Source organism: Rhodospirillaceae bacterium (assembly GCA_040219235.1).
Lineage (GTDB): Bacteria > Pseudomonadota > Alphaproteobacteria > Rhodospirillales > Rhodospirillaceae > WLXB01.
Genome location: JAVJSV010000016.1, coordinates 127,904 through 152,670, shown reverse-complemented (window position 1 = coordinate 152,670; position 24,767 = coordinate 127,904). Strand labels below are relative to the sequence as shown.

General features: G+C 52.5%; 24 protein-coding genes and 1 pseudogene. 1 reads left to right on the top strand and 24 read right to left on the bottom strand.

Annotation, left to right across the window (positions count from 1 at the left end):
- Positions 1 to 100 precede the first annotated feature (100 nt).
- The 17 genes and pseudogenes from tsf to dctP all read right to left on the bottom strand — a co-directional run bounded on the left by tsf (position 101) and on the right by dctP (position 16,705).
- Entirely contained in the window at positions 101 to 1,030 is a 930-nt protein-coding gene (gene tsf, locus RIC29_15295) for a translation elongation factor Ts (protein ID MEQ8736289.1), read from the bottom strand.
- 368 nt (positions 1,031 to 1,398) lie between these two features.
- Positions 1,399 to 2,154, bottom strand: a pseudogene (gene rpsB, locus RIC29_15290) (30S ribosomal protein S2).
- 204 nt (positions 2,155 to 2,358) lie between these two features.
- Entirely contained in the window at positions 2,359 to 2,892 is a 534-nt protein-coding gene (locus RIC29_15285) for a sulfur transferase domain-containing protein (GenBank protein MEQ8736288.1), read from the bottom strand.
- Positions 2,893 to 2,902: 10 nt separating this feature from the next.
- Positions 2,903 to 3,844, bottom strand: a complete 942-nt coding sequence (locus RIC29_15280) for a glutaminase (GenBank protein MEQ8736287.1) — start codon at positions 3,842 to 3,844, stop codon at positions 2,903 to 2,905.
- A 10-nt stretch (positions 3,845 to 3,854) separates the two neighbouring features.
- Positions 3,855 to 4,199, bottom strand: coding sequence for a hypothetical protein (locus tag RIC29_15275; protein MEQ8736286.1), 345 nt, complete (start codon positions 4,197 to 4,199; stop codon positions 3,855 to 3,857).
- 3 nt (positions 4,200 to 4,202) lie between these two features.
- Entirely contained in the window at positions 4,203 to 5,147 is a 945-nt protein-coding gene (locus RIC29_15270) for an alpha/beta hydrolase (protein ID MEQ8736285.1), read from the bottom strand.
- A gap of 95 nt (positions 5,148 to 5,242) precedes the next feature.
- Complete coding sequence (locus RIC29_15265) at positions 5,243 to 5,434, bottom strand: helix-turn-helix transcriptional regulator (GenBank protein ID MEQ8736284.1); 192 nt, start codon at positions 5,432 to 5,434, stop codon at positions 5,243 to 5,245.
- A gap of 14 nt (positions 5,435 to 5,448) precedes the next feature.
- Positions 5,449 to 5,877 carry a hypothetical protein gene (locus RIC29_15260; protein ID MEQ8736283.1) on the bottom strand — a complete coding sequence of 143 codons (429 nt, stop codon included), beginning with the start codon at positions 5,875 to 5,877 and terminating at the stop codon, positions 5,449 to 5,451.
- Positions 5,878 to 6,031: 154 nt separating this feature from the next.
- On the bottom strand, positions 6,032 to 9,511 hold the full coding sequence (gene dnaE, locus RIC29_15255; GenBank protein MEQ8736282.1) for a DNA polymerase III subunit alpha: 3,480 nt from the start codon (positions 9,509 to 9,511) through the stop codon (positions 6,032 to 6,034).
- Positions 9,512 to 9,597: 86 nt separating this feature from the next.
- Positions 9,598 to 10,044 carry a copper chaperone PCu(A)C gene (locus tag RIC29_15250; GenBank protein ID MEQ8736281.1) on the bottom strand — a complete coding sequence of 149 codons (447 nt, stop codon included), beginning with the start codon at positions 10,042 to 10,044 and terminating at the stop codon, positions 9,598 to 9,600.
- Positions 10,045 to 10,109: 65 nt separating this feature from the next.
- Positions 10,110 to 11,051 (bottom strand): hypothetical protein, encoded by a 942-nt coding sequence (locus RIC29_15245; GenBank protein ID MEQ8736280.1) that lies wholly within the window; start codon positions 11,049 to 11,051, stop codon positions 10,110 to 10,112.
- Positions 11,052 to 11,224: 173 nt separating this feature from the next.
- Positions 11,225 to 11,917, bottom strand: a complete 693-nt coding sequence (locus RIC29_15240; GenBank protein MEQ8736279.1) for an ABC transporter ATP-binding protein — start codon at positions 11,915 to 11,917, stop codon at positions 11,225 to 11,227.
- Positions 11,910 to 13,154: a lipoprotein-releasing ABC transporter permease subunit gene (locus RIC29_15235; GenBank protein MEQ8736278.1), complete on the bottom strand. Its 1,245-nt coding sequence runs from the start codon at positions 13,152 to 13,154 to the stop codon at positions 11,910 to 11,912. Before RIC29_15235 ends, RIC29_15240 begins: the two co-directional genes overlap by 8 nt.
- Positions 13,154 to 14,488, bottom strand: a complete 1,335-nt coding sequence (locus RIC29_15230; protein ID MEQ8736277.1) for a proline--tRNA ligase — start codon at positions 14,486 to 14,488, stop codon at positions 13,154 to 13,156. Before RIC29_15230 ends, RIC29_15235 begins: the two co-directional genes overlap by 1 nt.
- A 112-nt stretch (positions 14,489 to 14,600) precedes the next feature.
- The gene (locus tag RIC29_15225; protein MEQ8736276.1) at positions 14,601 to 15,077 is read right to left on the bottom strand and encodes a VOC family protein; all 477 of its coding nucleotides are present in this window, start codon (positions 15,075 to 15,077) and stop codon (positions 14,601 to 14,603) included.
- Between the two features lie 24 nt (positions 15,078 to 15,101).
- Entirely contained in the window at positions 15,102 to 15,680 is a 579-nt protein-coding gene (locus tag RIC29_15220) for a DUF1330 domain-containing protein (protein ID MEQ8736275.1), read from the bottom strand.
- Entirely contained in the window at positions 15,677 to 16,705 is a 1,029-nt protein-coding gene (gene dctP, locus RIC29_15215) for a TRAP transporter substrate-binding protein DctP (GenBank protein MEQ8736274.1), read from the bottom strand. The genes RIC29_15220 and dctP overlap by 4 nt, the downstream gene beginning before the upstream one ends.
- 72 nt (positions 16,706 to 16,777) lie before the next feature.
- Here dctP and RIC29_15210 point away from each other — a divergent pair, with 72 nt between their 5' ends.
- On the top strand, positions 16,778 to 18,514 hold the full coding sequence (locus RIC29_15210; protein ID MEQ8736273.1) for a thiamine pyrophosphate-binding protein: 1,737 nt from the start codon (positions 16,778 to 16,780) through the stop codon (positions 18,512 to 18,514).
- A 31-nt stretch (positions 18,515 to 18,545) separates the two neighbouring features.
- Here the strand turns inward: RIC29_15210 and RIC29_15205 are convergent, their stop codons facing one another.
- The 7 genes from RIC29_15205 to nuoN form a co-directional block, all read right to left on the bottom strand.
- Positions 18,546 to 19,022 carry a hypothetical protein gene (locus tag RIC29_15205; GenBank protein MEQ8736272.1) on the bottom strand — a complete coding sequence of 159 codons (477 nt, stop codon included), beginning with the start codon at positions 19,020 to 19,022 and terminating at the stop codon, positions 18,546 to 18,548.
- 75 nt (positions 19,023 to 19,097) lie between these two features.
- Positions 19,098 to 19,673, bottom strand: a complete 576-nt coding sequence (locus RIC29_15200; protein MEQ8736271.1) for a nucleotidyltransferase family protein — start codon at positions 19,671 to 19,673, stop codon at positions 19,098 to 19,100.
- The gene (mce, locus tag RIC29_15195) at positions 19,670 to 20,074 is read right to left on the bottom strand and encodes a methylmalonyl-CoA epimerase (GenBank protein MEQ8736270.1); all 405 of its coding nucleotides are present in this window, start codon (positions 20,072 to 20,074) and stop codon (positions 19,670 to 19,672) included. Before mce ends, RIC29_15200 begins: the two co-directional genes overlap by 4 nt.
- 28 nt (positions 20,075 to 20,102) lie before the next feature.
- Entirely contained in the window at positions 20,103 to 21,788 is a 1,686-nt protein-coding gene (locus RIC29_15190; GenBank protein ID MEQ8736269.1) for a ribonuclease J, read from the bottom strand.
- Positions 21,785 to 22,561: a type III pantothenate kinase gene (locus RIC29_15185; GenBank protein MEQ8736268.1), complete on the bottom strand. Its 777-nt coding sequence runs from the start codon at positions 22,559 to 22,561 to the stop codon at positions 21,785 to 21,787. Before RIC29_15185 ends, RIC29_15190 begins: the two co-directional genes overlap by 4 nt.
- A gap of 2 nt (positions 22,562 to 22,563) precedes the next feature.
- Positions 22,564 to 23,307 (bottom strand): biotin--[acetyl-CoA-carboxylase] ligase, encoded by a 744-nt coding sequence (locus RIC29_15180; GenBank protein ID MEQ8736267.1) that lies wholly within the window; start codon positions 23,305 to 23,307, stop codon positions 22,564 to 22,566.
- A gap of 12 nt (positions 23,308 to 23,319) precedes the next feature.
- Complete coding sequence (nuoN, locus tag RIC29_15175; protein ID MEQ8736266.1) at positions 23,320 to 24,765, bottom strand: NADH-quinone oxidoreductase subunit NuoN; 1,446 nt, start codon at positions 24,763 to 24,765, stop codon at positions 23,320 to 23,322.
- Between the last annotated feature and the right edge of the window lie 2 nt (positions 24,766 to 24,767).

The following is a 24,767-nucleotide window of genomic DNA, read 5'->3' as shown; positions in this document are numbered from 1 at the left end:
GATCTCGGTCGTTACGTCTCAGATAATACACACTTCAAATCAAAAACGCCCGCTTCTTTTGAGGAGAAACGGGCGCTTTTTAGAGTTTTAAGTTGCCGCCTTAACGGCCAACGGCTTGAGCAACTTCAGAGGCAAAGTCTTTTTCTTCGCGCTCAATACCTTCCCCGAGGTTAAATTTCACAAAGCCGGTTAATTTAATCGGTGAACCGATGTCTTTGGCGGCATCTTCAACCACTTTGCTAACCTTCGCTTTGTCTTCAGAAATCACATAAATCTGTTCGAGTAATACGACTTCCTCATAGAATTTACGCATCCTGCCATCGACCATCTTAGCAATGACATCATCTGGACGGCCCGATTCCTTGGCTTGATCAGTCAGCACTTCGCGCTCACGTTGCATGGTCTCAGCATCAACTTCATCGGTCGTCAAAAACCGTGGACTGGCAGCCGCTATGTGCATAGCCAGCTGTTTACCTAATGCACTCAATTTCTCGGTATCACCATCTGATTCCAACCCAACTAAAACACCAATCTTACCAAGACCAGGTTTAACTGCGGCATGGACGTAAGCCGCCACAACACCTTTATCGACGGATAATGCGGCAGACCGGCGCAATTTCATATTTTCGCCAATTGTCGCGACCAAATGGGTGACCTGCTCTTCAACATTACGGCCTTCACCAGGCATATCTGTTGTCTTCAGCTTTTCCATGTCGCCATCAACCTGGAGCGCAAGCTGAGTAGCAGCCTCAACAAATCCTTGGAAGCTATCGTTGCGACCGACAAAATCAGTTTCAGCATTAACTTCCAGCATAACCCCTTTGGTACCATCAACGGCCACACCAATCAGACCGTCAGCGGCCACACGGCCAGATTTCTTGGCGGCGGCAGATAAACCCTTCTTACGCAGCCAATCAACCGCGCCTTCAAGATCGCCATCGGTTTCTGCAAGAGCCTTCTTACAGTCCATCATACCAGCGCCGGTTTTTTCTCTCAGCTCTTTGACCAGAGCCGCTGTGATTTGTGCCATTCGTCTTCGTCCTTACTTGTCAGTCCTTACGAGCGGTCAAGTTAACAATTGTCAGCTATGATTAACTGCGCAATCACGCAAATTGGTCGGCCTGCTCGTATTATTTTCTGTCAGCTTTAGTCTTCTTTCTTGGCCACAGCTTTCTTTGCTGTTGTCTTTTTTGCCGTGGTTTTCTTGGCTGTCGTTTTCTTAGCTGCAGGGGCCTTTTTAGCCGTTGTAGCCTTCTTTGCTGTGGCTTTTTTCTTCACCACTGTCTTTTTAACAGCAGGTTTCTTTTCTGCGTCTGTAGCTGGTTCAGTCGTCTTTTTAGCGGCAGGCGCTATTTTTTTAGCGGCAGGCGCAGCATCGTCAGCTCCATCTTCTTCAACGGCAGAGAGGTCTTCTACAGGAGCTTCATCCTGCGCCCCAACATCAACGCCAGCGGCTTTCATCTCGTCTTGGATACCTTCCAAAGCCGAGTTTGCCATCAATTCAAGGTACAATTTAATCGCCCGAATGGCATCATCGTTACCGGGAATTGGATAGGTAATATTCTTGGGATCAGAATTACTATCCAAGATTGCTGCAACCGGAATATTCAGGTTATTGGCTTCCGAAACCGCAATATCTTCTTTGTTTGTGTCAATAATGAAGATCAAGTCAGGAACATTGCCCATGTCCTTAATCCCGCCAAGCGCCAGATCAAGCTTATCTTTCTCTCTCTGAAGATTCAGCGCTTCTTTCTTGGTCAAACCAACCAAGCCTTCTGGGCTGGCAAAACGTACTTCGAGGTCTTTCAAACGCTTAATCGACTTAGAAATTGTCTTCCAGTTGGTCAACATCCCGCCAAGCCAGCGGTGATTGACATAATACTGGCCGCAGCGCTCTGCGTATTCCTTGACCAAATCGTGAGCCTGGCGCTTGGTGCCTACGAACAGGACACGTCCGCCGCCGGCAACCACATCGTGTACGGCCTGCATGGCGCGGTGCAACAGCGGTACGGTCTGTTGAAGGTCGATAATATGAACACCGTCGCGCACACCATAAAGGTATGAATCCATCTTCGGATTCCAGCGACGGGTATTGTGGCCAAAGTGGCAGCCAGCTTCAATGAGCTGGCGCATGCTGAACGTGGGCAGCGTCATAAGTCTTTCTCCGGTTAAGCCTCCGCAGGGGGTGACCAAGACACATGCCTTGGACCGGACCGAACACTCAGAACACCCGAGCGCCGCATCCCTGCGTGTGGAATGACGCGGTTTCTAAGGAGAAAGTGGCGGAATAGCAAGACCTTTCCACCTGGAATCCCCAAAACAGTGAAGAGAGAACCTTGGAAGTGCAGATTACCTGACTTAAGGCGCTGCTTCAGCGTTCGTTAAAATCTCACGGACCCTGGGCTCTAATCCGGTCATACCGGCCTTGCGCCCCACATCCAGAGACTCTTCGAGGGGTTTTCCATCAATCAAATGAGCGCCGATGGCATATAGCGCGCCCACTCTATTGCCGCTGCCACAGTGCAAATAAACGGGCGCTGCCGTCTGGTTAAGAATGGCGCGCAGTTGCGTCGCGGTCTGAAGGTCCAGGTTTTCCATACCCACAGGCAAGTTAACGTATGACAATCCCAGGCTCTCAGCCTCAGCAGCCTCATCAAACCCAAGATCCTCGTCTTCTCTGCGAAGATTAATAACCGTACCGATGCCTTTCGACTTCAGAAGAGCCAAATCTGCCGCTGTTGGTTGGCCGCCGCTGACCACAGAGGCGTTCACCAATTGCGGGTTTTGTGCGTCTAAACCGGCCAAGTCCCTCTGAGACACGTTCGAGTCCGTTGCACAGGCTGCTAGTCCTGTGAGAACAACAATCATTAAGAGTCTGGCATACGGTTTCATATCAAGGCTCCTAAAACACCGATAGTTTTGTTTTTGTCGTAAATAATTCTAGCGCCTTAGTCCCCACCAAAGAGTTTCCAGCAGAGTCCAATTCCGGCGACCATACACAAAGAGACATCACGCCAGGTATGACACCCGCGATTCCGCCCCCGACACCACTCTTGCAGGGTATGCCAACACGATAAGCAAAGTTTCCCGCACTGTCATACACACCACTAGTCATCATCAATGAGTTGATCCGCTTAGCGCGACGCAGCGGCATCACCTGCTCTTTTGTGCCCGGAACCATGCCCCGGTTGGCGAGGGGCCTGAATGCCCGCGCGACGTCAAGACAAGACATGCTTAGTGAGCATTGATGAAAATAAACGTCCAATACCGACTCAACATCTGACTTGAGATTGCCATGGGTTTTCAAAAAGTAGGCAATAGCTCGATTCCGGTCGCCCGTCTGGTTTTCAGACTGGGCAACCTCTTTATCGAAGGTAACGCGCTTATTGCCTGACAAGGCCCTCGCCCAGTTCCGTAGGCTGAGCTTTGGGTCGGACATGCGTGACGTCACAACATCCGTCACCACCAATGCACCAGCATTAATAAACGGATTCCGCGGAATTCCGTTTTCCCGTTCAAGCTGAACCAATGAATTGAATGGGTTGCCTGACGGTTCTCTGCCGACACGTTTCCAGAGCCCCGTGCCCAACTCTTCAAGTGCCATCGCAAGGGTTAGGACTTTAGAAATACTTTGAATGGAAAAGGCTTCATCTGAGTCGCCCACATTATACTCATGGCCATCTACGGTGCACACAGACATCGCAAACTTGCGCGATGGGACCCGTTTTAGCGCAGGGATATAAGCCGCCACCCTGCCTTTGCCAAAGTCCTTGGTGGCCTCCTGCGAGACACGCTCAAGCACATCCTGAATATTTAAATCTTGCAGCACGTTAGACTGCATCATCGCGCGTACTCTATCTCGCCCACATGGGCGCATTGGGACACCGGCTGCCGACAGCAGAAACCAACAAAGAGGGTGTGCGATAACTCAACTTGTAACGGTTGCGCTGAATATAATCAGATAAGGCCTGCTCAAACTGCACCCCGGTCCAACTGCCCGCACACTGAAACAACCACTTCAGTGAATTCGTTCCGGATAGATCATCTGTGTACTTCATCGCCTCAACCATCCCCATGACATGGAGCGCGCGATTGGAGGCATCAAGTTGCAAGTACTCTCGGCCAGACAAAGCCGCTGCAGGCTGTATATTGATCATCGAAGCCAGAACACCGGCACATAAAAGACCATACCTAAACATGCCCTACATTCCTTTTAGGAAACCAGTAACGGCATCAGCCCATTCCTCTGGCATTTGGTCGACCACATCTACACCACCGCCTTCAAGCGCAATATAATCCAGGTCTGGGCGCATTTCCTTCGCCCATTTAGCATTTTCGTAAATCTGATCCCCCGTATTGGTCAGTAGCAAAGTGCGATGGGTAATCTTGGGCAAGGCTTCATTATGATTATATTGAAATGCCGCATGGTGTCCGTACCAGAAAGGCCCGAGACCGATAAATTTTTCAGCCGTGTAACGGGTAATTAATTTGGCATCTACGCCCTCGCCATACATGCGATAACGAGTCAAAAAGCTATTTTGGACATGTGTGCCATCGTCTTCGTACACAAAATCCTGCTCACGTTCTTTATTGCCTTTAAGGAACTTGGCGCGTTCTTCGTCGGTCATTGGGAACGGGCCGTTGATCACAAGATTATTGATACGATCCGGAAACTGTAAGGCAACCGATGTGACAACCATCGCGCCGGTGTGGTGCCCTAACAGATCAACTTTCTCCAGACCCAAATGATCAAGAACAGCTGGAATGGCCGTCGCATAATCATCAACGCTCGGAACAAAATCAGGCGTATCCGATTGGCCAAACCCTGGTATGTCGATTGAGATCGATCTAATGCCACGCGCAGCCAGTGGTCCATAAACGTTATCGAACTGACGCAAAGACATGGGGGCCTGATGCAGAAGGATCAATGGTAGACCGACCGGATCAGCCGGTGAAACATCCTGGTAATGAACCTGACCAAAGGGGCCGTCTGCATAACCACGGGTGATCGTGTATTTGCCCTGGCCTTCGTGTCCATCCGCTTTGGCCGCAGAAAAACTGCCCTTCGCGGCGACTGCAACCAAAGCCGCTTTGGCAGTTGAAACCATGGCCGCCCGCCGTGAGAAACGGAAAAAAATATTAGACATACTTGTCTCCTATAAAATTATTTAGACACGATAACACATTGCAGACGCTTGGCGATGACATCTGCGCTCTATGTCAGCCGCTGAATGAGCATTCCTTATTCCGGGAAAAAAACGTCTTCGATACGACAGTCAAACAGAGCTGCGATTTTGAAGGCCAGCGGCAGACTCGGGTCATACTTTCCTGTCTCTAATGCATTAACGGTCTGGCGGGACACCTCAAGCCGATCTGCAAGTTCCGCTTGAGACCAGTCCGCCCGTTTACGCATGTCGCACAACAAGTTTTTCATAATCTAGTTGTGTGTTAACGGCGAAAGAGGCGATTGCCCCAGTACACCATTATCCACAGAGTCCCGAGAACGCCCCATACCCAGAACATGGTAAGTCGCGGGAAACCAATCTGTTCAAGAAAGCCATATCCAAAAGTGATAAAAGCAGTACCAAATGCAGCAATCGTAATATCTTCATTCATAATACGACGCTGAAATTCATCGACCCGTTTGTACATGCGCCATCCGGCCCATAAACAAACCGCAATGCCCATCATCGGCGAAAGTGCGATGATTGCGCGCCAACGACTCTCATCAAGCTGCCACAAGTGATAGGACCAGCCTTGGGTTATCGTCAGCAAAAAATACAATAGAACTCCAGTACCTAGTTCCCATCGGTATTTTTTGTTGTTATCGCGATCAAACACATTGGAATTACTGGGGCTCTTCCAAAAAGAAAACATCTTGCCTCCTCCTTTGAGTGTCCACCTTGTTGCACGGGAAAATGCACATCCGTAAATGTAAAGCTTACTTGACATACCAGTGTGTGACGGTAGCTGTCAAGGTCACTTGACACTCAATAGGAAAATCAAGGCAAAGAGCTTAGAGCGGAAAGACTCAAAATTGGAGGATATCGGTCACGCCCGGCACGTCTTTCACGCGTCCAAGGGTCTGCGGCGAGATCGCGTACCGGTCTGGCAATGCCACTTCAACTTCGTGCCCGTTGGAACGCGCCACCAGAAGAATACGGCCATTACCAACACCGTCTGAGGCAATAATAGCCTTCAGCTCCTCAACCGGAGTGCCGTCCTTCATCTCAATGCGCAGGTTATCGAGCCGTGCGGCAACCGCCTCATCAAGCGGCGTGAGTTTGGTCACCATCAGGCGCACCTGATCATCCTCCTGGCGGCCATCAAGTGTGATCAGCATAGGCTGGCCGGAGTCTAGCAGCTCACGTGATGCCGCAAGCACTTCCGAAAAAATCACGGCTTCAAAGGAGCCTGTCGCATCGGACAAATTTAAAAACGCGTAGCGGTTGCCGCTCTTACTGACGCGCTCGCGTTTACTCAACATGGTTCCGGCCATGCGCAGTGGCTTTGCAAAATCCGCTGCTGTCAGTGTGTCTAAGTCACGCGCGCTCACGACGCCCTGCGCCTTAAGCGTTGCCGAATAGGCATCAAGAGGGTGATCAGAGAGGTAAAACCCGAAAGCTTCAAACTCTTTTTCCAGACGCTCCATCTTGCGCCAGTCTTCGACGGTCGGCAGTTTTACTTTGGGAAGGTCAGCCTCACCTCCAAACAGAGCATGCTGATCCGAGTTTCGCGCCTCGGCCCCGGCTTGAGCATGACGCAAAATAATCTCAGACCCTTCCATCATCTCAGCACGATTAGAATGCAGGCTGTCCATGGCCCCGGCCCGCACTAAGTTTTCGATCAGGCGTTTATTGATAAGTTTCGTGTCCAGCCGGCCCGCGAAGTCATTAAGATCCTTGAACGGCCCACCCTCATCTCTGACCTTCACCAGCCCTTCCATGGCACCGGCACCGACGTTTTTAACCGCCGCCAGCGCATACCGCACGGCCCATGCCCCGTCTGGCAATTGCTCAACCGTGAACCTGACACCGGAGTGATTGACGTCAGGTGGCAAGAGCTCAATATCCAAGCGCCTGAGTTCAGACTTAAACCCTTCCAGCTTGTCCGTATTTTGCATATCAAGAGACATGGTCGCCGCCATGAACTCAACCGGATAGTTCGCCTTGAGATACCCCGTCTGATAGGCCACCAAAGCATAGGCCGCAGCGTGGGATTTATTAAAGCCGTAGCCCGCAAACTTAGCGATGGTATCAAAAACGTCAGAAGCTTGTTCAGCGGTTGTATCTCTTTCCGTCGCCCCTTTCACAAACTGCTCGCGCTGTGCATCCATTTCCGCCTGGATCTTTTTGCCCATGGCGCGGCGCAGAAGATCAGCACTACCCAATGAATATCCGGCCATCTCCTGGGCCGCCTGCATCACCTGCTCTTGGTAGATCATGATGCCGTAGGTTTCTTTCAAGATCGGCTCCAACACAGGGTGCATATAGGAGATGTTCTCGCGCCCGTTCTTGCGGTCAATAAAACTAGGAATGTTATCCATTGGCCCCGGACGATACAAAGCCACAACGGCGATAATATCTTCGAACACATCTGGCTTCAGTTTGCGCAGGACATCGCGCATGCCCGTACTTTCCAATTGGAACACGCCCGTCGTATCGCCGCGCGATAACATGTCGAAAGTCGCCGTATCATCCAGAGGTATGGTTGCTAAATCGAGTTTAATGTCACGATTGGCCAGAAGCTTCACCGCAGTATCTAATACTGTGAGTGTCTTCAGGCCCAAGAAGTCAAATTTCACCAAACCCGCCTGCTCAACCCACTTCATGTTGAACTGAGTCACGGGCATTTCAGAATGGGGATCGCGGTATAGCGCAACCAATTCAGCGAGGGGCCGGTCTCCAATAACCACGCCTGCGGCGTGCGTTGACGCATGGTTGTAAAGCCCCTCAAGCTTGAGCGAGATATCGAACAATTGCGCAACATTTTCGTCGGTATCGCGCAGGGCTCTGAGCTCGCTTTCAGACTCAATAGCCTCCTGCAGTGTCACGGGACTCGCCGGATTATTCGGGACCATCTTGCAGATCTTGTCCACATAACCGAGTGGCATCTCCAGCACCCGCCCAACGTTTCTCAAAGCGGCGCGCGCTTGTAGTTTTCCGAATGTAATAATTTGAGCGACCCGATCTACGCCATACTCATGCTGTACATACTTGATAACTTCCTCTCGGCGGTCCTGGCAAAAGTCGATATCGAAGTCAGGCATCGACACGCGCTCAGGATTCAGGAAGCGTTCAAACAGTAAATCAAAGCGCAATGGGTCGAGGTCGGTAATTAAGAGCGCCCAAGCGACAACAGAGCCCGCCCCCGAACCACGACCCGGGCCAACCGGAATCCCTTGATCTTTGGCCCATTGAATGAAGTCGGCAACAATCAGGAAGTAACCAGGGAACCCCATGGTACCAATCACACCCAATTCATACTCCAGGCGTTCCCGGTAAGGCTTGGCAACCTCCTGTTTATCGGCCTCACTCATGTCCGCTGTAAAAACGTGCTTTTTCAAACGCCCTTCCAGGCCCTCGAGAGAGAGTTCTCGCAGCGCCTCTTCCTCTGTCCGGTCGCCAGCCTTTGGCGAACGTGGTAAAATGGGGTCTCTACGCTCCACCATGACAGAGCAACGCTGCGCAATAACCAGCGTATTTTCCACAGCTTCCGGCAGGTCTTCAAAAAGTTCGACCATCTCCTCTGCTGATTTAAAGTAATGCTGAGGTGTCAACCGCTTACGGTCTGCAATCGAGATATAAGACTTCTCGGCAATGCACATCAGGGCGTCATGGGCGCTGTACATGCTTGCATCCGCAAAGGCGGGCTCATTGGTTCCGACCAGAGGCACATCGTGTGCAAACGCGAGATCAACCAAAGCAGGCTCAATACGATCTTCATCCGGCAAGCCATGGCGCTGGATTTCAACATACAAACGGTCTGGAAACGTCTTGGCCAGATCAAGCAGCACAGTCTCGGCCTTGGCGAACTGCCCCTCAACAAGGTGGCGCCCAACAGCGCCTTGCAAGCCGCCCGTCAAGGCAATAAGTCCACCCGAATTGAGTTTGATGTCAGCCATAGACACATGTGGTGTTTCACCGGGCGGTGTCTCTAAAAAGGACTGACTGACCAACTTCAACAAGTTGGAATAACCTTCTTCCGTCTGGCACAGCAGAACCAGTTGATCGGGCTCGGGCACTCTTGGGCCTGACCCCGCCTTACCCTCCTCGACAGCACGCTCAACTGAAAGCTGACAACCAATGATCGGCTGAATGCCTTTTTCTGCGCAAGACACTGAAAATTCTAAGGCGCCGAAGAGGTTTCGCGTATCTGTCAAAGCCACCGCGGGCATGCGGTTTTTGACGCACAGCGCAACCAGCTGGGGAATCTTAATCGCACCCTCAGCGAGGGAAAACGCGGAGTGTGTTCTAAGGTGCACAAAGGGAGCATGATCAGGCTTTGTCATACCCCTATTCATTCCATTATTGGCCCTCAACGACCAGTACACAGAACATGTTATCCACAGAAAAGTGGATATATCTCTGCATAACTTTAGGGATAAGGATTGCGGCGCGCCACATCGGCTTGCACCTCAAGGGTGCCTGCCCTCTCAAAAGTCAAAATCAAATCAATGACTTCGCCATCTTTCAAGCCTGATTTAATACCGGTCAGCATCAGATGATCTTTGCCGGCCTCCAAAGCGACGCTCTCACCGGCTGGAATGTCGACAGATTCAACTGGCCGCATGCTCATCATACCGCCCTCTCCCATGAGAGTCGTATGGACTTCAGTCTTGGCCGCCACAGGCGCTTCCACCGCAATCAGGCGATCAGCTGCGCTGCCTTGGTTTACGATGGTCAGATAGCCGGCTGTCACATTTGCTTGCCCAATGGTCGCCCGGACCCACGCGTTTGAAATCGCGATATCAGCGGCAAAGCCTGAAAGAGGGGCCAAGACTAAACAGGCCAAAGAGCCAGCAGAAAAAAGATATTTGATCATGCGCTAGACATAAGAAAAGCCGGTCGAGATAACAACCGGCTTTTCTGAATTATAAGATAGAAAAGCTAACTTCGATGTGCCGCTCTTTCTTCTGCCGACAACGCAGACTTGGGGTTCGCCGGCGCGCGCGCGGCCAGTACAGCTGCGATCGCAATGGCAACCAGCACCAAAGTCATTTCCAGCGCAAACTCGGTCGGCTTTTCCCAGAACTCCGTAAAGAGATGCCAGCGCCCAGCCAACTCCACCGAGTTCCAGCAAATGATAGCAGTCGGAATACCATACCGGATCGCGGTCGGAACCCGCCAAAATTTAATTAACCGCTGAAACAAATAGAAGCCCCAGATCGTATTTAAGAAAAAAATTCCATACGTAACAGGGTGGCGGTCCCCAAGGATATTCTCGTCATAAATGAACAGCAGCATGAGATAGAAAAACCAGATGACGTAAATCGTCTCCAGGGCCGTAATAGCGGCAAAATTGCGCTCATAATTAGGGGTTGGTTTGGCCACACGCATACCGGCGTTGCGCTGAAACCACAAAAAGAAATTACACTTCGTGTCTTTGTTCAGCAGAAAGTAAACCAGCGTCGACGCCAAAACACCGACCGACGACATCATCACCAGGTATTCGGCTTTTGTCGCAATCTCTCCCGGCATATTGGGGTCCATCAAATCAGGCACTCCGAGGTAGTTGCCAGACCATACGAAAGAAAACTCGACCCAGCCTGTCCACAGAAAAGAGCCAGCCCAGAAGCCAAGCCATGTGGCAGCAACCTCATTGCTGCTTTTCATCCCCCAGAATAACAACCCGGCCCCTGCAAGTCCCATGGCAAAGGCGCATTGGTAGACGTATTCCTCACCAAACACGTTCTCCATCACGATCATGATGGTGTGTCCCAATCCCTGGAACACAAAGACGATGAAAAAGGCAAATAACCCGATGAATGGCGGGCGGGTAAAAAAACCGGCCTTAGATGTTCCGGATGTACTGCTGGCTTCTGCTGGCATATCGAAATGTCCCCCAAATCAATGCAAACAAACCGCGACTGAGCTTTAATCTAATCCAAGCCGGTCTAAACCCTAAAAGAATTAGGGTAACCGCGTGTAACAGATATAGTTTTGACTCGATAGTTTGACACGCTTGGGTTTACACGCTTGGGTTTAATTGAGACCGCAACAGCCTATACCTCAAGCAGCACGCCCTCTTCCAAGCGCACCACACGATCCATGCGCTTGGCTAAGTCTGGATTGTGCGTAGCAACCAACGCCGCCAGGCCATGATCACGTGACAGCTTGATCAAGCCATCGAAAACGCCATCAGCCGTGTGTGGATCGAGATTACCCGTAGGCTCATCGGCCAGCAGCAAATCTGGATGATTTGCCAAAGCCCGAGCGATTGCCACACGCTGCTGTTCTCCCCCGGACAACAACCCTGGCCGATGATCAAAACGTTCCGCCAGCCCTAAGTCTGTCAGAAGCTCCTGAGCCCTTACCGTCGCAGCCTCACGGACCACCCCCCCGATCATCTGCGGCAGCACCACATTCTCGACCGCCGAGAACTCGGGTAGCAAATGATGGTATTGATAGACAAAGCCCAGATGCTTCAGCCGCAACTCAGTCTGACGGCCCTCGGACGCCGTGCCGCAGGCTTCTCCGGCGATGATCACTTCGCCTTTATCGGGCTTTTCCAATAATCCCGCCAGGTGCAGCAGCGTTGATTTGCCGGACCCGGAGGGCCCAACCAAAGCAACTACCTCGCCAGGGTTCACCGTTAGATTAGCGCCACGTAGTACTTCTAGCTTCTTGCCGCCTTGCTCGAAGGTTCGAAAAACGGTCTGAAGTTGTAGAGCTGGAATGCGGGTGATTCTACTCATAGCGTAGCGCTTCAACGGGGTCCGTCCGCGCCGCCCGCCATGACGGATACAACGTTGCGGCTAAAGACAGGCCAAGAGCCATCAACACAACCGAGGCCACCTCGGCCCAATCCATATCCGCCGGAATGGTCGAGAGAAAGTAGATTTCCGCTGAAAACAAATCCGTACCCGTTAAAGTCTCTAAAACTCTTCGGACCGCTTCAATGTTTTCGCAAAACACAATCCCGAGGATCAGACCCAAAATTGTCCCTGTCGCTCCCACACTCGCACCAGCCAGGAAGAACACCCGCATGATCATGCCACGTGTCGCCCCCATGGTTCTCAGGATCGCAATATCACGCCCCTTATCTTTCACCAGCATTATCAGTCCGGCGATTATGTTAAATGCCGCCACCACAATGATCAGCGTAAGAATCAGGAACATCACATTGCGCTCCACCTGCAACGCATTGAACAGCGTTGAGTTGGTTTGCTCCCAGGACAGCACCCGAACACCCGGCCCCGTTGTTTCCATAACCTCGCGGGCAATGAAACGGGCTTGATCCGGGTCCGAAACCTGAACCTCAATGCCTGTAACCGAGCCGGGGTACTTGAAATAAGTTTGAGCCAGGTCGAGCGGCATATAGATAATCGAAGAATCGAAATCGCTCATGCCGACATCAAAAACAGCAACGATGGGATAGTCTTTCAAGCGTGGGGCCGTGCCAAATGCCGTGACGTTCCCTTTCGGTGATATCAACGTCAGTTTATCACCGACGGAAATTCTGAACCGGTCGGCCATACGAATACCGATCATAAGACCTTCGCCGCGGGTAAAGGCAGACAACGACCCCAGAATGATATTTCCGGAGACAACCGTCCGGGCCTCAAGGTCTTCTCCACGAACGCCACGCACAACAGCGCCGGAGGTCACACCGCCTGTGGTCGCCATGACCTGTCCTGTAATCTGCGGCAAGACCGATTCCACCCCTGGGATATTCCGGATGGCATCACCGCGCGCGTCATAATCAGCAATCGAGAATTCAATACCCTGAACCTCAATGTGACCGTTTACGCCGAGAATCCGGCTCATGATGTCCTGCCGGTAGCCGTTCATGACGGCCATCACAATAATCAGGGTGGCAACGCCTAAACCGATCCCGAGCAGGGAAAAACCGGCGATGACTGAGACAAAGCCTTCTTTGCGCCGTGCCCGCAGGTAGCGCCCAGCCATCATCCGCTCGAAGGGGCCAAACATTAGCCGGCCCCCACCTCAGAAGAAGAGCCTGTCAACACCGACAAAACTTGACCCAGCGGCAACGTCTGGCGATCGCCCGTGGCCCGGCGTTTCAGTTCAACCACGCCGTCTTTCAGGCCCTTGGGGCCAACAATCAACTGCCAGGGCAAGCCAATCAGATCCATATTGGAAAACTTCACACCGGCGCGTTCTTCGCGATCATCATAAAGCGTGCTCAGACCAATCTCCTGGAACTTGGCGTATAAGTCGCCGCACACTTTATCCGTCTCAGCATCGCCCGCTTTCAGATTAATCAAACCAACCCGGTAGGGCGCCACCGTATCCGGCCAGATGATACCGTCATCATCATGGCAAGCTTCAATAATCGCGCCAACCAGCCTGGACACACCAATGCCATAGCTGCCCATGTACGGCGTAGCCATCTCTCCGCCTGGAGCAGCGAATTGAGCGCCCATCGGATCAGAATACTTTTTGCCAAAGTGGAATATATGCCCGACTTCAATTCCACGGGCAGAGACCAAATCATCCCCAAGCTCTTTGCCCTGCGACTCATCGTGTTCTTCATCAGTCGCGGCGTATTCGCTGGTCCAGTCATCGACAATCGGCTGCAGGTCGCTGGCATAATCAACGATCAATGGAATTGGCTTTTGCAGCAGAGCCTTGTGGCAATACACGGCGCTTTCGCCGGTTTCAGCCAGCACAATAAATTCGTGACTGAGGTCCCCGCCAATCGGACCAGGGTCAGCCTTCATTGGAATAGCTTTCAGGCCCAGACGCGCGAAGGTCCGCAAATAGGCAACAAACATCTGATTGTAGGAATGTTTCGCCGCTTCGTAGGTCAGATCGAAAGAGTACGCATCCTTCATCAGAAACTCACGCCCACGCATTACCCCAAAACGGGGCCGCACTTCGTCGCGGAACTTCCAATTGATCTGATACAGGTTCAGCGGCAGGTCTTTATAGCTCCGGACGTTGTTGCGGAAAATATCCGTGACCACTTCTTCATGAGTAGGTCCATACAGCATGTCGCGGTCATGCCGGTCCGTCATACGCAGCATTTCCGGGCCATAATCGTCGTAGCGCCCGCTTTCTTTCCACAACTCGCTCGACTGAATTGTGGGCATAAGAATTTCTTGCGCGCCAGCGTCATTTTGCTCTTCACGTACAATCTGCTCGATATTCTTGAGAACGCGTGTCCCCATAGGCAGCCAATTATAGATGCCCGCCGCATGCTGACGCACCAGCCCCGCCCGCAGCATGAGGCGATGTGACGCAACCTGGGCTTCAGACGGCGTCTCCTTGAGGGTAGGGATGAAAGCGCGCGACAACCGCATGAAAAACCTCGAAAAATTAGATTAATAACAAGACTGCCGCGCAATTTAGGCAAAGCTTGGGCGACTGTCTATGAAACCATTTTCAAGCCCGGCACAGGATCAATCAAAAAGTCTATCGCAATGGTCCACGCTGGGTCAGATTAACGATCACACCGTCAGGATCACGGGCCATCATCTCGTGAATTTCAGGCCGGTTGGGAACTTCCATTTTGGTCGGTGGCGTGGCCACAGTGAAACCTTGAGCAAGCATCCCTTCATACAACTCTTTCATGTTTTCCGTCGGGATCACCAATATAGTCTCGCCAGCTTTGACCGTATCAGACCACTCCGTTTCCTTCATCGTCGGCTCTGCATCTTTCAGTTCCATAAGGCCCACCATACCGGTATCAGCGCCAGCTGCGCTCATCACCACCATGTGTAAGCCTGAGATCGTCATGCCCATGAGATCAGAGGCCCCAGGATTGCCAATATGTCCTTCGTAGAACACATCCATCCCCAATAAATCTCTATAAAACTTCAGAGATTTTTCCATATCGCGTACGATGATGGTTGTCCTTTTGACCGGTGCCGTTTTGTTGCTGTCTGACATTTGCTGCCCCCTAATTTCTCTGATTTAACCTGCAGGTGCCCGCGATGCTGCGCAGGCATATCCACCGAGTGCTTTAACCTGATCCGAAACCATATCCCAGGCGGCCTCAAGCCGCTCTCGTGTCTGAAAACCGACCATTGTTATTGCTAATCCGGAGAGATCTCCTTCGAGGGTCGTTATGCTCTCAGGGGCCGCACTGATCACTGTATCACCCTTAGAAACAGTGATAGGAGCCGCCGCTTTGGCCCCACCAGGAACCGCAATCAGAAGAAAAACCTTATGATCGGCTGATGGTGCGAGGTTGGTGCCAGCCACCTGCCCCACATCAACCGATACAGCCCCGGCCCGCAGCTTGGCCGACACCCGGTACTCTGGACCCCACCAGAAATCACCTACCGCTTGCGGTGTCGGAAACTCTCCGACCATGACCATGCGATTGCCCCAGTCGCCGCAGAGCCAATCAACGCCGCGACCGGGTCCGCCAATCGCCAGATATTTGCCTTGGTATTTCTCATAAATTGGCGGCAGGGATGAGGAATACGGCTTCATCTTCTCTGGAATCATGTCCCGCGCAAAAGCGATGGAATATCCGCGCGTCGTCATTCGTACTTCCCCGCCTGCGCTTTAAACGCCGCTTTCGCTTGCATAATACGGTCGTAGATCGCCTGGGCCTCACCGCCAATTTCATCAAGGACCGCCGCGTGACTCGCTTGCCCGGCTTGAACCCAAGCGGCAAGTTCAGCCTCCGTGAGATCGTGTACGGGATCACCTTCGGCCCGGATGCGGGCAATCTCAGCATCCTGATCAAAACGGACTTCGGTGCGCTGCTGCTCAAAGCCGCCAAACGCCTGAAGCATCACCGCACGGTGCTCGTCCGTAAAGCCGTCCCACCATCGTTTATTGACCAGAAATAATCCCGTTTCATAGACATGTCCCGTAAGGGTGAAATGGGGCGCATCTTCGCGTGTTGCTCCCACATGCCAGGTAATCGCCCCAAATCCGCCATTGATCATGCCCGTCTGCAAGGCCGGCACAACGTCTGACATAGTCAGAAACACGGTGTCCGCTTCCAGTTGCTGGAGGAATCCAACCACGGCAGGCGACTGCGCGGCCCGAATACTTAAGCCCTTCACATCAACCGGCAGGCGCACAGCTTGATCCGCATAGAAATGCGACCAGCCAGCTTCCGCAAACATCAACAGCACATAGTTTTCTTTGGCCACCAACGGCTGATAGAGATCGCGGATACAACAATCGTAGACGTAATCCGCCTCCGCCCGGCTCTCGAACAAATACGGCAGGCTCAGCACCGCAACTTCTGGAATCTGAGTTGAAATAACCGACTGTGACGTACCGACAAATTGCACCCGCCCGCGTTTCAATGCGCCCAGAAGTGGCTCAGACGCGCCCAGTTCACCATAAATATGGTAGTCGAGTTCAAATAGGTCCGGGCGCGAGGCAAACACCTCTTTGTAGCCATCCCATTGGCGATCCCAAACTGAACCCTTTGGCGCGCTCGCGGCAATGCGTCCCGTTATAGGCTCAGCCTGACTCGGGCCAATATTCGCCCATAATGCGAACACGATAACTGCAAATGCTGATTTAATATGGTGTTGTATGATCCGCATAAGACAAACATATCTCTGATTGATAAAAGTAGCCTTCAGCCTAATCAAACTAGGTCCTTTTGGGGAGAAATAATGTCCACCGAAACAAACCGCTTTACGGGCGCGTCCGTTATGCGGCGTGTGCTCCAGCGCTTTGGGGTCAAAACCGTGTTTGCCCTGGCTGGCGCCTCGCAGACAAAACTTCTCGATGAATGCGAAAAATCCGGCTTCCGGATCGTTCCCGGCCGGCACGAAAGCGCCACGGTCGGCGCTGCCGATGGGTATGCCCGTGTGACCGGAAAGGTTGGCATTGCCATGGTTAACATCGACCAAGGCATGTCAAACGCCATCACTGGCCTGCAACAAGCACTGGAAGCCTGCTCCCCGGTTGTCGTCCTGGTTGGGCGTGAGCCTGACAGTTGGACTCAGCCAGAACTGGACTTTGATCACGGTGTTCTCGGCATGGTCCAACCCGTCACCAAATGGGCCAGAAATGTTCAGAGCGCCGCGCGCCTTGGCGAGTACCTTGAAGCCGCCTGCCGCCGGGCCTTATCCGGCCGGCCTGGACCAGTCGTACTCGCCTTCCCCAAGGACTTCTTAAGCCAACTTGTCGATCCTGGGGTCGATATCGACACACCTGTTCACATGCCATCTCCGCCCGCACCGATCCCAGAAAATGTGACCAGAGCGGTAGACCTTCTTGAAACTGCGGAACGCCCATTGGTCATCGCCGGGTCCGGAGCCTTTCGCTCCGGTGCTGGCATAGCCTTACGTCAACTCATCACGGATTTCGGCATCCCGGTTGCCACCAACAATCTTGGGCGCGGCCTGGTTGATGAAAATCAAGACTCAGCTTGGGGCTGGCCCCTCGCCCAGTTTGCCACCAAAGATGCCGATGTCGTGGTCTGGGCCGGGGCTCGCATGGGCAAAAAATTCGGCTATGGTCTCAGTCCTCGGTTCCCGGCTTCCACCAAGATGATCCAAATTGATATTGAGGCTGAGGAAATCGGTCGCAATCGCATGGTCGAGGTCGGTATCAATGCCGATTGCAGACTCTCGTTAGAAGCCATACTTTCAGAACTGAAACACCGCAAAACCACTCCGAAAGACCCCACTTGGGTTAAATCCTCCCTGCAAGACCGCCTCAATGCTATCGCAGAAACGGGTCATGAGCAGGACTATATTCATCCCATGCGGTTAGCGCGCGAGGTCAACCTGCGCCTGCCAAAGAATGCCATTTTTGTGCAGGACGGCGCTTCCATCCTGGTGCGCAGTTGGGCTGTCACCACATACAGCGCCGAAGGGGGCTACATGGACACCATGCCACTGGGGTCCATGGGGATGGGCACGCCACTCGCCTTAGGTGCTGTTGCTGGGTCTAAAGAAGTAGCAGCGGAAACCGGCACACCAGAGCGCAAGGTGGTCCTAGTGACCGGTGATGGGGCCTTCGGGTTTTATTGCGCCGAGATTGACTCAGCTGCTCAAGCTGGCCTGCCATTTCTCTGCGTCATCTCCAACAATGGCGGCTGGGGCAATGAAATCCACACCCAACCTCATCAAGTTGGACGAACCATAAATGCCCATTTTGGCGATGTTCAATATAACAAAGTCGCTGAAGGATTAGGTGCGATCGGGTTTCGTGTAGAGACCGTTGAGGACCTAGCACCAATTCTTGATAAAGCTTTTAATATCAATGAGAAGCCCGTTGTTGTTGATGTAATTGTCAAGGATGAGGGCGGGCTAAACCCTCTCACCAGCACCCTTCTTTATCACGACGTAGAGGCAACGCGCGCAACGCACTTTGCCTCAGAAAACAAACCTTCAAACTAGCTGACACCAGACATTAACAAACGTCCTAGTCTTAGTCTGCATTTGCCTCAGGCTTAATAAGCGGCAGCGGGATCCCCGCATCGGTGAAAGCCTCGCGGCAGGCAGCAGCCAGAATTGAGGCGCGATTCAATGGAAGCAGAGAATCATTCCAGTAAACATCACGCCCCTGAACACTAACCCGGCCAACCACGCCCTCCCCAGCAATCAATGCAGACACCCCGCCTTCTGAATCCTCACCCAGACCAAGGCGTTCCGCCAGGTCCAGCCGAATATCGATATTTACAACATCAGGTACCGCAATGTCGTAGCCACCATCCAGATCTGCGGGTGCGACTTGCCGGCCCCGCACATCAACCCCAGGCACGAAAGCAACGTCATCTGCTGGAACATGCGCCACAATTGCGCGGCAATCATCGGTGCTGACACGATGACTTGAGATCTGCGCTAGTGCCGGTACTGACAAAACCACGCATGCGAATGTCGTGAGGCTGATAATCTCGTTTTTCATGCTTTAAGTGTGCATTTGAATGGTTAACAACCGGTTCTTAAAACAGCAGAGCTGGCGCCGCAGAGCCCTAAAACATCAAAATGGAACAACCTGTAATTCCGGCCATAACGCCTTCCAGCGCGTCGTTTTTTCGGCATACACATAGGCCACAGCCTCACTATCCGGATTTGGCCGTACCACCAGATCGAAGGCGTCAGAATAGCCGTGGGGCGCATATACCTTCACGTTTCCTTCATCGTCATGACCAACACCATACATGCTTGAGGGTGTGGTGAAGCGATCGATACCGTCACAACTACTCTTCAAGGGTGGATAAGGAGCGCCAAACTTCTCTTCATACCAAACATGCACCCGCGCCTGATTGCGGATCTGCACCTCCGCCTTGATATCCGAGAAAACGCCCTTGCATCTTAGTATAACCGCATCTTCGGCTTCCCAGCTTAAATCTCCGGGCTCAAAGTAAAACAAGTCGTAATCCTTGATGCCGTAATGAGGTGGGCGACCGGTTTGAACATTCCAAACCGTTTGAAACAGACTCCCCGATACAAGCCAAATATCAGGCAAACCAAGGTCTGGTAGTCTGCTTAGAAGCGTCTCATTAATAGGGTTGATCTTAATCAGATCGAGGAACCGAGCCTCGTCAGCACTCACGCCTGCTCAATCTCAATCAACGTCCCAACAAAGTCTTTAGGGTGCACAAACAGCACCGGCTTGCCGTGAGCGCCAATTCTGGGTTCGCCATCGCCCAGCACACGTTTGCCTTCCGCAATCAACTGGTCGCGTGCCGCCAGGATATCTTCAACTTCAAAGCATAGATGATGCATACCGCCGGATGGGTTTTTATCTAAAAAGCCCTGGATTGGGGAATTCTCCCCAAGCGGGTGCAAGAGTTCGATTTTGGTATTTGGCAGTTTCACAAAAACCACGGTCACGCCATGCTCGGGCAAGTCTTCTGGCTCAGAAACCTCAGCCCCTAACGCATCCCGATAGGTGGCGCTCGCCGCCGCCAAGTCCGGTACAGCAATCGCCACGTGGTTCAATTGTCCAATCATATCGCCCTCTTTCGCAACCAACACCCGATTATACTCTGGCAACATGAACCTTAATCAAGGGTTTGCCCATTTGCCCGCCTGAGAATATGCGGCGCACGCATCTGCGGACAGCCTCTTCAATAACGCCGTCATCCCGCTTTGTTCGGCCAGGTAATCTTTCAATGGCGCTTTCAATCTCAATAGCCAGGGCGTCCTCGCCCTTAGCCTCAAGTGGGTCAACGATCCCCAACACCGACACCTGTGCATCTGTCGCGAGACGGCCATCGTCCTCCAGAACAACCGACACCACCACACTGCCGCCATAAAACATCTTCTTTCGGTCTCGCAGCACCGGATCCCAGAACGGCACCGCCTTAGTGCCTTCCCAAGACATTCTTCCAGCCCAAACTTCACCCATGACTTTTGGATCGCCAGGGGCCAGACGAACAGCACAGCCATTTTCCACTTGTATCGCTTGGGGCACCTGGCACTCTAAAGCCAGAGCCGCATGTGCCCGCATATGCATGTATTCACCGTGAACCGGAATGGCGGTATGTGGACGGATCATGCCGTACATGCGTCGCATCTCATCCCGTGCCGGGTGACCAGAAACATGGATAGGGGCATTTTTAGCGGTAATGATATCCACACCTAGTCGTGCCAGTTGATTCTGCAATTTGAAAATCGACTTCTCGTTCCCCGGAATCACCCGCGACGAAAACACAACCGTGTCTCCCTCTTCCAGGGTAACTTCGCGATGGTTGTTAAAGGCAATGCGACTGAGAGCCGCTCGCGCCTCGCCTTGGCTGCCGGTGCAGATATAGAGCACTTTATCGTTTGGCAGATGGGCTGCATCCTCGGCTTCATAAAACGTTAAATCGTCAGACAAGTAGCCAGTCTTACGCGCCGTCTCCGTGACACGCCACAGCGAGGCTCCGACAAGACAGACATGCCGATCATTGGCCTCAGCCGCCCGCGCAATACTCTCCACCCGAGCAAAGTTGGACGCAAAGCAACCAACAGCAACGCGACCGCTGAGTTTCCCAATTAATTCTGTAAGCGCAACAGCCACATCCCCTTCGGATCCTGCCTCACCTTCTGAGAAAACATTGGTTGAATCCGCAATCATCGCCAATACGCCCTCGTCACCAAGCGCCTCAAGCGTTGCAAAATCAGTGATTTCACCAATCAGGGGGTCAGGGTCGAACTTCCAATCGCCCGTATGCATGATGTTGCCATAGGATGTACGGATGGCCAGCGCATTCGGCTCAGGAATGGAATGAGTCAGCGTGATAAACTCTATATCAAAGGGCCCGAGTTCAAGCCTGCCCCCCAATGGAATGATGGTCAGTGGCACAACATCTTGCAGGCCCGTCTCGACGAGCTTTCGTTTCAAAAATTCCGCCGCAAAGGGAGTCGCATAAACCGGGCATTGCAGTTGCGGCCACAAGTAACACACCGCCCCCAAATGATCTTCATGGGCATGGGTCAGCACCAAGCCTAATAGCGTGTCCTTGCGCTCGGCGATAAAGCTGGGATCCGGCATAACCACATCGACGCCCGGAATACTGTCATCCCCAAATGTGACCCCAAGATCGACCATCAGCCATTGGTCATCACAGGCATACAGATTCAAATTCATGCCGATCTCGCCGGAACCACCCAGCGGCACAAACCACAATCCTTTGTTTAAACCCTTTGGTACAGGCCGGGAGGCGGGGCGTGCCGTGCTCATACCGGATTACGTTCGTGCACAGCGCGCAAACCACGCAAGGTCAACGTGTCATCCGTATGATCAATCACACCAGCAGACTCTGCAAACAGTGGTGCCAGACCGCCTGTGGCGATCACTTTTAAACCCGGACCTTGTTCAGCCTGGATACGACCAACCAACCCTTCAATCAAACCAATGTAACCCCAAAAAACGCCTGATCTCATCGCCTCTACGGTAGACGTTCCAACAACAGGCGCGTTCCCAGGGTTTTCAATCGGAATTTTAGGCAGCAAAGCCGTCGCCATATGCAGCGCTTCCATCGAAAGGTTTATACCAGGGGTAATAACGCCGCCCGCATAGTTACCATCCTTGTCGACGACATCGAACGTTGTCGCCGTACCAAAATCGATAATGATCAACGGACCACCATAGGTTTCCTGTGCTGCAATAGCATTGACCAGCCGGTCATCGCCAACCTCGCGGGGATTTTGCAGCAACACATTCAGCCCAAGTACAAGACCTTCATCGCCTACAAAACGCGCGTTCACCTCAAAGAAAGATTGGCACATTGTCCGCAAGGCACGATCCTTGCTGGGCACCACAGAAGAAACAATAGCAGCTGTTATATCGTCTCGCGCAATGCCATCCCGCTGCATAATCTGAGTCAGCCATACCCCATAATCATCGCCGGTTTTTTCGCTTTGCGTTGCCGTGCGCCACTGCCCCACCAGCCTATCGTCTTCATAAACAGCGAACACGATGTTCGTGTTCCCACAATCAATCACCAGCAACATGGTTAAGCTCCGGCCCCAAAAAAGACGTCACCCGCAGACACAGTTTTAACGCCACTCATACCTTGCTCTAATAAAAGTGCACCGTCCTCCGCCAAACCTTTAAACGTGCCTTCAAAGGTATCTTGAGGTAAACGCACGACAACATGTTCTCCAACACCGGTCGCACGGCTCAACCAGGCCCGTCTTACCGGTGCAAATCCCAACGTCCGTAATGTCCCGAGCCATTTAGATAAACACTGCGCGAGGCTTACGGCTAGATCTTCAGGCGCAATAGACAAGTCAGACAATGAACCAACAGGGTAAAGCGCATCTTCAACCACTGTCTCAATCAAATTGACCCCAATACCAACAATCACCTGAGACCGCTCAGGCACGGCTTCGAGCAATAGCCCGGCGGCTTTTCCACCTCTGTACAACACGTCATTGGGCCATTTACAGCACAAGGCAGCCACTTCACGACCGGCGACCAATTCAACGGCATCTATCAAAGATAAGGCTGCAACAAAACCAACTTCGCCTCCAGTTGGTGACGGCGCATCAACCAGAATACTCACATAAAGATTACCCGTTGGGCTGCTCCACACCCGGCCTCGCCGGCCACGACCAGACGTTTGTGTCTTTGCCAGAAGAAGCAAGCCCTCAGACTCGCCCGCTTCGGCGAGTTTCCTCATATCTGAATTCGTGCTTTCAGTCTCGGAGACTTTGGTGAGACGCCATCCTGTCGGTAGCTCAGACACGAAGGTCATGAAAGTTTTAGTCTAACCCGGAAACAGGGCTGCAGCTGCTGTGTCTGCACCAGCCAGAAGTGGCTCAGGAAGACCAACAAAGAGCACGACTAAAAGCGCGCACAATCCCATAATTAAAGCCGTGGAGTGATCGGGACGATCAAAAGCTTCTACAGACTCATCAAAATACATAATCTTGATCAGACGTAGATAGTAAAAGGCCCCGATGACGCTGGACAGAAGTCCGATCACCGCAAGAGGAATCAGCCCCTCGTTCACGGCGGCAACAAACACGAAATACTTGCCGAAAAATCCGGCCAGAGGCGGTATGCCTGCCATGGAGAACATCAAAATCGCCAAGGCCAACGCAATGGCCGGATTTGTCTTGGACAATCCGGACAAATCATCAATGCTTTCCACGTAGCGTTCTTTAACGCGCATGGACAAAATAACCGCAAACGTCCCGACATTCATAAACAGGTAGATGAGCATGTAGTAAATCATACCCCTCGCCCCTTCTTGCGTGCCGGCCACCAGGCCAATCAGTGCGTAGCCAACATGACCGATGGAACTATAGGCCATCAAACGCTTGATGTTGTTTTGCGCGATTGCAGCAACGGCGCCCCACAGCATCGACGCAACGCAGATCACGGTCAGCACTTGCCGCCATTCATCCATCAGACCTTCGAATGGTCCGACTAAAACCCGCAAAAACAAACACAGCGCTGCGATCTTCGGACCAACCGAGAAAAATGCCGTCACCGGTGTGGGAGATCCCTCGTAAACGTCTGGCGTCCACATATGAAATGGCACGGCAGATATTTTGAACGCCAAGCCACAGATCACAAAAATCAACCCGACCAAAACACCGGTGTTCTGTTCAACACCCGTCAATGCATCGGCAAGTCCGGCAAAGGAGGTGGTTCCGGCAAACCCATAGACCAGCGACGAGCCATACAGCAGCAAGCCAGATGCCAACGCGCCAAGAACGAAGTACTTCACGCCCGCTTCCGTCGCCCGCAGATTACCGCGATTGAAGGAGGCCAGCACATACAGCGCCAAACTTTGAAGCTCTAAGCCAATGTACAATGAGATGAGATTGTTGGATGACACCATCATCATCATGCCCAGCACGGCAAACAGCATGATTACCGGCATCTCATATCGTGCGATGCCTTCATTCTTCGCCCAAGATAACGCCAGGAACATCGACAACGCCGCCGCCAACAAAATCAGCATCTTGGCGAATCCGGTAAACGCGTTCACCACAAACAGGCCGTTAAAGGTCACGGTTTCAACAGCATTTGTGGTCAGCGCAAGAACCGCTGCAATGGCAAACGCAAGAACAGCCAGTAGGGTAACACCGCGCGCCGGATCGGTTTTGCGGAAGACACCGACCATCAACAAGGCCATACCGGCAATGGCCAAGAAAATCTCAGCATACGCGGGGGTTAAATCTGGGAGTGCAGTCATATCCATCT